General features: G+C 46.7%; 10 protein-coding genes. 7 read left to right on the forward strand and 3 right to left on the reverse strand.

What is annotated here, in order from left to right:
• Positions 1-158 precede the first annotated feature (158 nt).
• A complete protein-coding gene (locus RMO84_RS07765) occupies positions 159-1283 on the forward strand; it encodes a THUMP domain-containing protein (RefSeq protein ID WP_310487894.1) in 1125 nt (374 codons plus the stop codon).
• A gap of 125 nt (positions 1284-1408) precedes the next feature.
• Positions 1409-2170, forward strand: coding sequence for a hypothetical protein (locus tag RMO84_RS07770; RefSeq protein ID WP_310487895.1), 762 nt, complete (start codon positions 1409-1411; stop codon positions 2168-2170).
• Between the two features lie 188 nt (positions 2171-2358).
• Here the strand turns inward: RMO84_RS07770 and RMO84_RS07775 are convergent, their stop codons facing one another.
• Entirely contained in the window at positions 2359-3144 is a 786-nt protein-coding gene (locus tag RMO84_RS07775; RefSeq protein ID WP_310487896.1) for a nuclear transport factor 2 family protein, read from the reverse strand.
• 317 nt (positions 3145-3461) lie between these two features.
• Here RMO84_RS07775 and murG point away from each other — a divergent pair, with 317 nt between their 5' ends.
• The 5 genes from murG to RMO84_RS07800 all read left to right on the forward strand — a co-directional run bounded on the left by murG (position 3462) and on the right by RMO84_RS07800 (position 7390).
• Positions 3462-4565 (forward strand): undecaprenyldiphospho-muramoylpentapeptide beta-N-acetylglucosaminyltransferase, encoded by a 1104-nt coding sequence (murG, locus tag RMO84_RS07780; protein WP_310487897.1) that lies wholly within the window; start codon positions 3462-3464, stop codon positions 4563-4565.
• Positions 4566-4669: 104 nt separating this feature from the next.
• On the forward strand, positions 4670-4951 hold the full coding sequence (locus RMO84_RS07785; protein ID WP_310487898.1) for a DUF427 domain-containing protein: 282 nt from the start codon (positions 4670-4672) through the stop codon (positions 4949-4951).
• 82 nt (positions 4952-5033) lie between these two features.
• Positions 5034-5408 (forward strand): hypothetical protein, encoded by a 375-nt coding sequence (locus RMO84_RS07790; protein ID WP_310487899.1) that lies wholly within the window; start codon positions 5034-5036, stop codon positions 5406-5408.
• Positions 5409-5566: 158 nt separating this feature from the next.
• A complete protein-coding gene (locus RMO84_RS07795; RefSeq protein ID WP_310487900.1) occupies positions 5567-6433 on the forward strand; it encodes a 6-carboxytetrahydropterin synthase in 867 nt (288 codons plus the stop codon).
• A gap of 510 nt (positions 6434-6943) precedes the next feature.
• Positions 6944-7390: a CAAD domain-containing protein gene (locus RMO84_RS07800; RefSeq protein WP_310487901.1), complete on the forward strand. Its 447-nt coding sequence runs from the start codon at positions 6944-6946 to the stop codon at positions 7388-7390.
• 98 nt (positions 7391-7488) lie between these two features.
• On the opposite strand, the gene RMO84_RS07805 is transcribed toward RMO84_RS07800, so the two are convergent.
• Entirely contained in the window at positions 7489-8004 is a 516-nt protein-coding gene (locus RMO84_RS07805) for a hypothetical protein (protein WP_310487902.1), read from the reverse strand.
• Positions 8005-8082: 78 nt separating this feature from the next.
• Positions 8083-8958 carry an acetylglutamate kinase gene (gene argB, locus RMO84_RS07810; RefSeq protein WP_310487903.1) on the reverse strand — a complete coding sequence of 292 codons (876 nt, stop codon included), beginning with the start codon at positions 8956-8958 and terminating at the stop codon, positions 8083-8085.
• Positions 8959-8981 lie beyond the last annotated feature (23 nt).

Below are 8981 nucleotides of genomic sequence, written 5' to 3' on the forward strand. Positions count from 1 at the left end.
CATAATTTGCATGTATGTTAATTATTCAACTTGGACTGGTTATCTTAGCTACCATTGTAGTTCCTGAAATTTGCGATCGACAGTTCGCCGCGAACCGCTCTTTAAGGAATAATAAGGAATGGTTTGAATTCAAGCCACATCCGACCTGAGGAATTATTTTGAGTGATTACTTTGCTACAGTTGCCAGAGGTTTAGAAGAGTTAGCCGCCCAAGAGCTAGTAGAGTTGGGGGCGCAGGCAGTAACTCAAGGCTTCTGTGGAGTATCGTTTCAAGGCGATCGCGAGTTGCTATATCGCGTGAATTTGTGGGCGCGGTTGCCGTTTCGAGTCCTAGTTAAACTCGGGGAATTTCCGAGCAATGACGATCTCGAATTGTATGAAGGCGTTCAGCAGATTGATTGGGGTGAATATCTGACGCCAGATTTGACGCTAGCGGTGACAGTGACGGGTAAAAACGAACAACTCAACCACAGTCACTTTACCGCAATTCAAGTCAAACGCGCGATTACCAAACAGCAGACCGAAAAGTTTGGCGAACGATCGAATGTGGATATTCACGAGCCAAATGTCCGCATCAACGCCCATATCGATAAAGATGTCTGTATCATCAGTCTCGATAGCTCCGGCAGCAGCCTGCACCGACGCGGCTATCGATCGGCTGTCGGCGAGGCTCCGCTCAAAGAATCATTAGCCGCCGCTCTCATTAAAATGTCCGGTTGGACGCCCGATCTGGCCTTTTTCGATCCGTTGTGCGGTTCGGGGACATTGCCCTTGGAAGCGGCGATGCAAGCCCTCCAGATCGCGCCAGGGATATTTCGGAATGGCTTCGGCTTTGAGAACTGGTTAGACTTCGATGCCGAATTATTCGATCGCCTGCTCAAGTCCGCTGAAGCTGGCGAAAAGCAAGATCTCACCGCCACAATTATCGGTAGCGATCGCAATTTTGACATCATCGAACAGGCTCGATCGAATGCCCGCAGTTCGGGAGTCGAAAGTTATGTTCGGTTCCTGCAGATGGAATTAGCCGATATCGAAGCACCCACAGATAGCGGGATCTTGCTCTGCAACCCTCCCTACGGCGAACGATTGGGTCGCGATGAGGATTTGGGTGCTTTTTACAAACTCCTGGGCAATGTGCTCAAAAATCGCTTTAGAGGATGGACGGCATTCGTCCTCAGTGGCAATAAAGAATTAGCCAAATCGATCGGCTTGCGCTCGGCCCAGCGAACCACTGTCTACAACGGAACTTTAGCCTGTCAACTGATGAAATACGAGTTGTACTAATCGATTTCTACTGAGTTGAACATTGCTAACGTTAACGATCGAAATCTAATCTTCTCGGCTAAGTTGTATATCATGTGATGACTTGGTAAAATACAAAAGTATTAGTTATGAGCAGCACATCGAACATGATAGATAATCAGACTAGCTCTGCAACGAAGCTCTACAAAATCATTAATTATGCGTGTAGCTTTGATGGGAGTTTTAATACATCACAAGTATGGAGCCAGGTATTACTATTCGATCCCAATATTGACAGAACGATAGAAAACAAGTATTTAGAACTACTTAGATTGTTTAAGTATGTTGAAGGAGATCTGAATGAATTAGCACAAACTGGGGTTACTACAGATAAATATTTAAGAGCTATAGATCATGTCTTGTTAGTCCTTTTCTCTTTACCTATCAATAGTCAATGGCAGCAAGTAAAATCTAATATCAATTCGGCCAGCCTGGATGTACTGGCTTCTTGTGGAGATCTGCTGATTTCAAGGGGGAAAGGTCTAAGAGAATCCTCTGAAGAAGAAATAGATAAAATATTATTGTTGATTGAAGATGTTAAATCACAAATTATTAATTCAGACTTAGAAGATTCAATCAAAGGAATACTAATTAATAAAATAGACAAACTAAAAGAATCAATTAAGAAATGCAATGTGTTTGGAGCTATCGAACTAAAGAGAGCAACTGAAGAGATTTTAACAAAGACTATTATCCTTTCTAAAGAATTAGAAATAGACAATTTAACGGAAGAAGGCAGAAATACTTTTAAATCTTTTATCGATGTACTAGTAAAGTGTAACTCACTTTATACGTTGGCAGAAAAAATATATCCACACCTAGAGCATTTAATGAGTTATGCATCACAACATTTACTTACAGGTAAATAGAAAATCAAGTGATTAACGTATAGTACAGTATGTATACTTAATTTATCTAATGATTGCGTTTGATAGATTCTTTGGATCGAACAAGAAAAAGGTAAAGTGAATTACTCCGCTTTACCTCACTGATTGATGGAACTAGAATCTCTTCATCTAATCCCTGTCCATTGGTGTATCGCAGTCAAATGGATAGACTATTGACCTTTAACGACATGTACGCGTTGCGTGAGTGTCGTCATCCCAGCGGGACGGATGAAGATTGTCGAGAACCAGTAATCGCCAGATTTACCAGGAGCGCGGGCAACTTTAAATAAGCCGCCAGCAGTCAGCAATTCGAGCTTGTAATTAGCGGGTTTGCCATAGACGCGATCGGAAACTGGTTGTTCGAGGACGGTACCCATCAGTACATCTTCACCCAATGGCTCGGAGACGATCGCATCGAGATTATACTCAGCATTAGTTTGGAGTTTATCTGGGAGATTGAGTTCGATCGTTGGTGGCTTGGTACCGCTCGATACTTGGGTGCGTTCTTGGAGGATTTGTTGTTGGACGATTTGACCGCCGACAATTTTTTGGCGCGATTGAATCGTGGCTTGGAGGTTGAGGGTTCTGCCATTGAGCTGTTGGGTACCAGCAATTTTGGTGACGGTATCGGCGGTATAACTACTACCCGTGCCCTGCCAATTTTGGAGGGTGGTAGTGTATTTGAGATTGCTATAACTTTGCCAAAATTGACCGAGTGCTTGTTGCCATGCTGTTTTGCTCAAACCATCGCTGGTCGTGAAATTGGGACTATAGTAACGAGCGAGTTCGGGCAATTTGCGATCGTTGGCGGCGGCGTCGATATTGCTCAGCAGCGTTTTGAGTGCTGGTGGTGCCGGTGTCGATTGCTGGGCGCGTGCGGGGAGCATCGCTAAAGCTTGTTGGCAACTAAATGCCAGTGCCATAATTGCCAGTCGATACCAAGATTTAGTTGACATAGTAGATGCTAACAAGCGGTAGATGAGTTGAACGAAGATCGGGGTAGAGTCAAGAGTAGCGAGTGTGCCCAGCATCTCATCTTACCCAGGTAACAAAGTGCTAGTCGTCAAGCGATCGATATTACATATAAGTAGAATAACAGAAACGACGATTCTCCTGTCTTGTCTCACTCAACCTGGAAGGATACACCTCCAGAGTGCGAGCCGCTTCTTGTCTCGCTTAACCTGGAGGGAACCTCCAGAGTGCGAGCCGCTAGCGGAGATGCTACACAAACGGCTAGAATACCTGTGTCGCAGGTAGAGGAACCAAAATACTAGTGTCTAATCCAGCCATTAAGCTCCTGATCGCCGCCAGTGGGACGGGGGGGCATGTCTTTCCAGCGATCGCCGTCGCTCAAAAGCTTTCAGGGTATGAGATTGAATGGTTGGGCGTACCCGATCGACTCGAATCCAAATTAGTACCTAAAGAATACCCCCTGCATTTGATTCGGGTCGGTGGTTTTCAAGGGAAGTTAGGATTGGGTACCCTTAAAACTATGACTGGGTTAGTCAAAGGGATTTTTCAGGTGCGCAAGCTCCTCAAACAGGGCGGGTTTGATGCGGTTTTTAGCACTGGTGGTTATATTTCTGCACCTGCTATTTTAGCGGGCTATTCCCTCGGTTTGCCGGTCTTTCTTCACGAATCAAACGCGATTCCTGGCAAAGTCACCCGCTGGCTGAGTCCATTTTGTACGAAAGTTGCGGTCGGTTTTGTCGCTACGAGTAAATATTTGACCCGCGCCCAGACTATTTATTTAGGTACGCCTTGTCGCGAGCAGTTTCTCACCCCACAACCCCTCGATTTACCAATTCCGACAGATAGCCCCCTAATTGTGGTTGTAGGTGGATCGCAAGGCGCGGTCGCCCTCAATCAGACGATCGGCGAATGCGTCAACGCTTGGCTGGCGGCGGGTGCGACGATCGTGCATATCGTCGGCGGCGCGAATGCTCCGACGCAGAAGAGCGAAAATCCGCGCTATATCGTGTTGCCGTTTTATGAAAATATGGCAGGACTCTTTCAACGTGCTGACTTGGCAATCAGTCGCGCCGGGGCAGCGACGCTCAATGAGTTGATGATTACCCGCACGCCATCGATTTTGATTCCCTACCCCTACGCCGCCGAAGATCACCAATATTACAATGCCAACGTCCTGGCAGCAGCCGATGGCGCGCTCCTATTTCGCCAAGAAAATCTCACCGCCCCATTCCTGGAAGCCGAAGTACTCAACCTCCTCCAAAACCCCCTCCGATTGAAAACGATGGCATCGAATATGAGTTCGCTCGGTGTGATTAATAGTGCCGATCTCTTAGCCGATACCATCGGTCGAGAGATCGCCGCTCGATCTTCAGCCAACGCCGCACCCAATCGTACTAGTGCTTAAAACTTACCCAACTCCCCGCCCCCCGCCCTCCGTTCTTAATGAGACTGGAATGCTATAGTGAGATGAGGTTACACGCTACAAATCATCACTCAATTGGTAGAATTATGACCACAGCAACTTGGAACGGTGTGACATTGGCGCAAAGCGATGCAACGGTAGTTGTCGAGAACAATCAATATTTTCCACCAGAGAGCATCAACAAACAATATTTGATCGATAGCAATACCCACACGACTTGTCCCTGGAAAGGAACTTGTAACTACTACAGTATTGAAGTAGATGGTCAAACCAATCAAGATGCAGCTTGGTACTATCCCACACCCAAAGATGCCGCCAAAAATATTGCTGGTTATGTAGCTTTTTGGAAAGGTGTGAAAGTTGCCTGATTAATAACTTAAATTGCAAGATCGATCGACTCGATCGATCTGCAAATCATTTGCCAAATTACAAGTCTAATCCGCCGAATAAATGAGTACGATCGATCTCCAAATCGTGACAGAGTTACAAGTCCAATTTGCCGAGTTGCCCGAGGCAATGGCGAGCTTGGAGACGATTGCTGACTGTGAAGGCGACCTCGAAGATGCCGCGATGGCACTAGCGATCCGCGTCGGTCAACAGCCAGATATCAATAATAGTGAATGGTTAGATGGGTTAGCCAAAAAATGTCGCGTGGCGATCTGTCGATCGGAGTTTCGGAATGATATGGTCGAAGGCAATTTTATGCCGTTATTTCAACATTTCATTCAATCTAAAATCTGTCCGAAATTATTGATTTTACCCGTACTATTATATGCCCACGAGCAGGGCATCAACCGCTTCTGCCAGCCCCTCGATCCGGTCTAGCATCGATCGTCAATCTCGATCTACCTATATATTAGGCAGCATAAGTTAGGGTACACCGCTTATTCCCCCGCTCCCCGCTCCCCGCCACTCCAAAGATCTAAGTACTACCATCCGGCCAAAAGCAGTATCCTAGTAAAGACCGCGTTATGTAAAGTTTCATGAAATGTATTATTAACCGTCGCGCCCAGTTTTCGGCAAGCCATCGTTATTGGTTGCCAGAATTGAGCGCAGCCGAAAACCAAAACCAATTTGGCTTGTGCGCGCAGCCTTACGGGCACGGACACAACTATATCTTGTATATATCTCTCTATGGTGATATCGATGACTATGGGATGGTGCTCAACCTCTCTGATGTCAAGCATGTCATCAAAAAAGAAGTCACCGGACAACTAGACTACAGCTTTCTCAATGATGTGTGGCCGGAATTCCAGCAGACTCTCCCCACTACAGAAAACATTGCCAGAGTAATTTGGCACAAATTAGCACCGCATTTGCCGCTGGTAAAGATTCAACTATTCGAGCAACCCGAACTCTTCGCAGAATATACAGGTAAAGACATGGAAGCAACACTGACGATCGGTACTCATTTTAGCGCGGCGCATCGGTTGGCGATCGAGAGTCTCACCCTCGCCCAAAATAGTGAAATCTACGGCAAATGCGCGCGAGTCAACGGCCACGGCCACAACTATCATCTGGAAGTCACCGTTACGGGTGAAATCGACGCGCGCACGGGGATGATCGTCGATTTGGTCAAATTACAAGAACTAGTGGACAAACACGCGGTGGAGCCGCTAGATCACACCTTCCTCAATAAGGATATCCCTCACTTTGCCAATGTCGTACCTACGGCTGAAAACATTGCTGTCTATATCGGCTATCAGATCGAACAACCGATTCGCGATCTCGGTGCGCAGCTTCACAAAGTGAAGCTAGTCGAAAGTCCGAATAACTCCTGCGAACTACTCTGGAGTCAAGATTTTAGCAATTTGGCAACTAAGCAGCTAGCAACCGCAGCCGCTCACTAGCAATTGAGGACGGAGCGAATGGGGATCGGATCTATTTAGAAATTAACAATATTTCTCTACAAATCGGGAATATTTCTATAGAATATTTTCCGATTTCAGCAAATGCCGAGTTGGGAAACGATCGAATAGATCGATTTAGATTGCCTTTCCCCGCTCCCTGTTTCCGCTTTATCTCTAGCTAACAATGCCCGATCCAGTAATGCAAATTCACAAATTAACGGCTTTGGAGCTAGATTCGGTCGATCGGTCGATCGAAGATCGAGTGGCAGTAGTTTATAATTAGCTATTGTGGAAGGTATCCGTTTGCAATCGATGCAGATAGTATCGGCAGCAACACTAGCAGACAAATTGAGAGTTAATTATTTTATCCTCAAATTAGTTTTGCACTACGATCGATAGCCGTAGCTGATAAGATTGGCAAATGTATTTGAGCTGAATGCGATTTTCAGCTCAGATCGGCAATTGTCTGACTAGCGTCCTGTCAACTTTGAAATAAGGAGTAAATAACATATGAGCGATACAATAGAATCCACCCAATCAGTAGAAACCACAACTGTTGACATTCCCGCCAATCCGCTGGGCTTGAATACCGGATCTGGTTCGATTTCCAAGGTTTCGCCAGAAATATCTGGAGCCAATCTACCAGATGGTGTCAGACAAGCTCTCGATATTCTGGGCGAATTACCGGCATATGCCACTCAAATTTATACCAATAACAAACGCGTTGTTACTAGCCTGGGCTTAATTTTGGGCGTCATTGTTGGCGTCAAGCTAACTCTGGCCATCCTCTATGCGATCAATGAAATTCCCTTGCTGGCACCTACTTTTGAATTAGTAGGTATCGGTTATACTAGCTGGTTCGTATACCGTTATCTCCTTCAAGCCTCGACTAGAAAAGAGTTAACCGATGAAATCGATAGCTTCAAATCAGAAATTCTGGGCAATAAGCATAAATAGAGCTGTCTAGTTTAAATTTATCCAGACATTCGATTCAAACGAACGACCACCGCAGCGATGCGGTGGTTTTTCGATCGATGCAGCGATTCGAGATCTCTTTACCCCTGTGCCAGCAACCATAAACCACCGAGTGTCAATAGCGTCAACAGCAGCGCGATCGCGATAAAGTTATTATCTTGAGTATCGACCTGACTCAGATCTACTGGCGCGTAACGTTCCTCTAGCGATCGCGGCTTGGGTGGAGACAGTGGCATTGGTGTACTATTGACAGCACCTTTACCATCGCCATCTTCGAGATGAGTTAAATCGGGAATTTTTGTCAGCCACTCATCCCGCCGCGTCAGTTCTGGAGCTTGCATGATGTACAGCAACCGTTTACTGGCTTGGCGCGTATCGAGATTGGGATGATTGGCCAGTTTTTGGCACAGAGCTTTGGCTTCACTCAGTTGTCCGGCAGCTTCAAAAGCTGTTACCAGCCAGACTTGCACCTCGCCACCAAGCTGGGTATTCGGTTGAACTTGAGCGATAGCAGCGAGGAAAGAACCGACAGCTGGGCGGTATTGACCCCGCTCGAAGGCCATTTGTCCGGATTGATAGTCAGTATCGAAAGTCATTTCGATTTGGGATTTGGGATTTATTTATAAATATCGAGATCGATCGTGTAGCGTAAGTGGCAAGTAATCATTGTGATGTTATCTCACCCCAGATGAAACAATCATCGACCCAGTACCATTATCGGTGAAAATTTCCAGTAAGAGGGAGTGGGGCAAACGACCGTCGATAATATGCGCCGCTTTGACTCCTTGAGCCAGAGAGCGCACGCAACAAGTCAGCTTGGGAATCATCCCACCGCTAACGGTACCATCGGCAATTAGCGCGCGCGCGCCTTGAATATCCAACTGGCGAATTAGAGTACCTGGATCTTTAAAGTCCCGCATCAAGCCAGGAGTATCAGTCATCAAGATCAGTTTCTCAGCACCCAGCGCAGCCGCAATTTCACCGGCCACCGTATCGGCATTGATATTGTAAGCCTGTCCGGTTTCGTCCGCAGCAACGCTAGATACGACCGGAATATAGCCACTCTTGACCAGAGTATTGAGAATATCGACATTGACACTACTCACCTCACCCACAAAGCCAATCCCTTCCCGACCGTCCGGACGTGCCACGATCAGATTACCATCCTTGCCGCATAAGCCGACGCCATTACCACCAGATCGATCGATTAGCGAGACAATTTCTTTATTCACGCGTCCGACTAACACCATCTCGACGACATCCATCGTCGCCGCATCGGTGACGCGCAAACCATCTTTGAATTGCGGTTCGATTCCCAGCTTCTCCAGCCAGCTATTAATCTCTGGCCCCCCGCCATGCACCAATACTGGCCGAATCCCCACACAGGACATAAACACCAGATCGCGAATCACTCGATCCTTGAGGGCACTATCTTTCATCGCTGCACCCCCATATTTGACCACCACAGTGCGTCCGGTGAATTTTTGGATGTAAGGGAGGGCTTCGCTGAGTACCCGCACGCGGGTGGCATCTTCGTTGGAGTGAGTCATGGAGTTGGGAGTTGGGAGTTGGG

It is taken from the genome of Chamaesiphon sp. VAR_69_metabat_338 (assembly GCF_031423935.1).
In the GTDB taxonomy this organism is placed as follows: domain Bacteria; phylum Cyanobacteriota; class Cyanobacteriia; order Cyanobacteriales; family Chamaesiphonaceae; genus Chamaesiphon.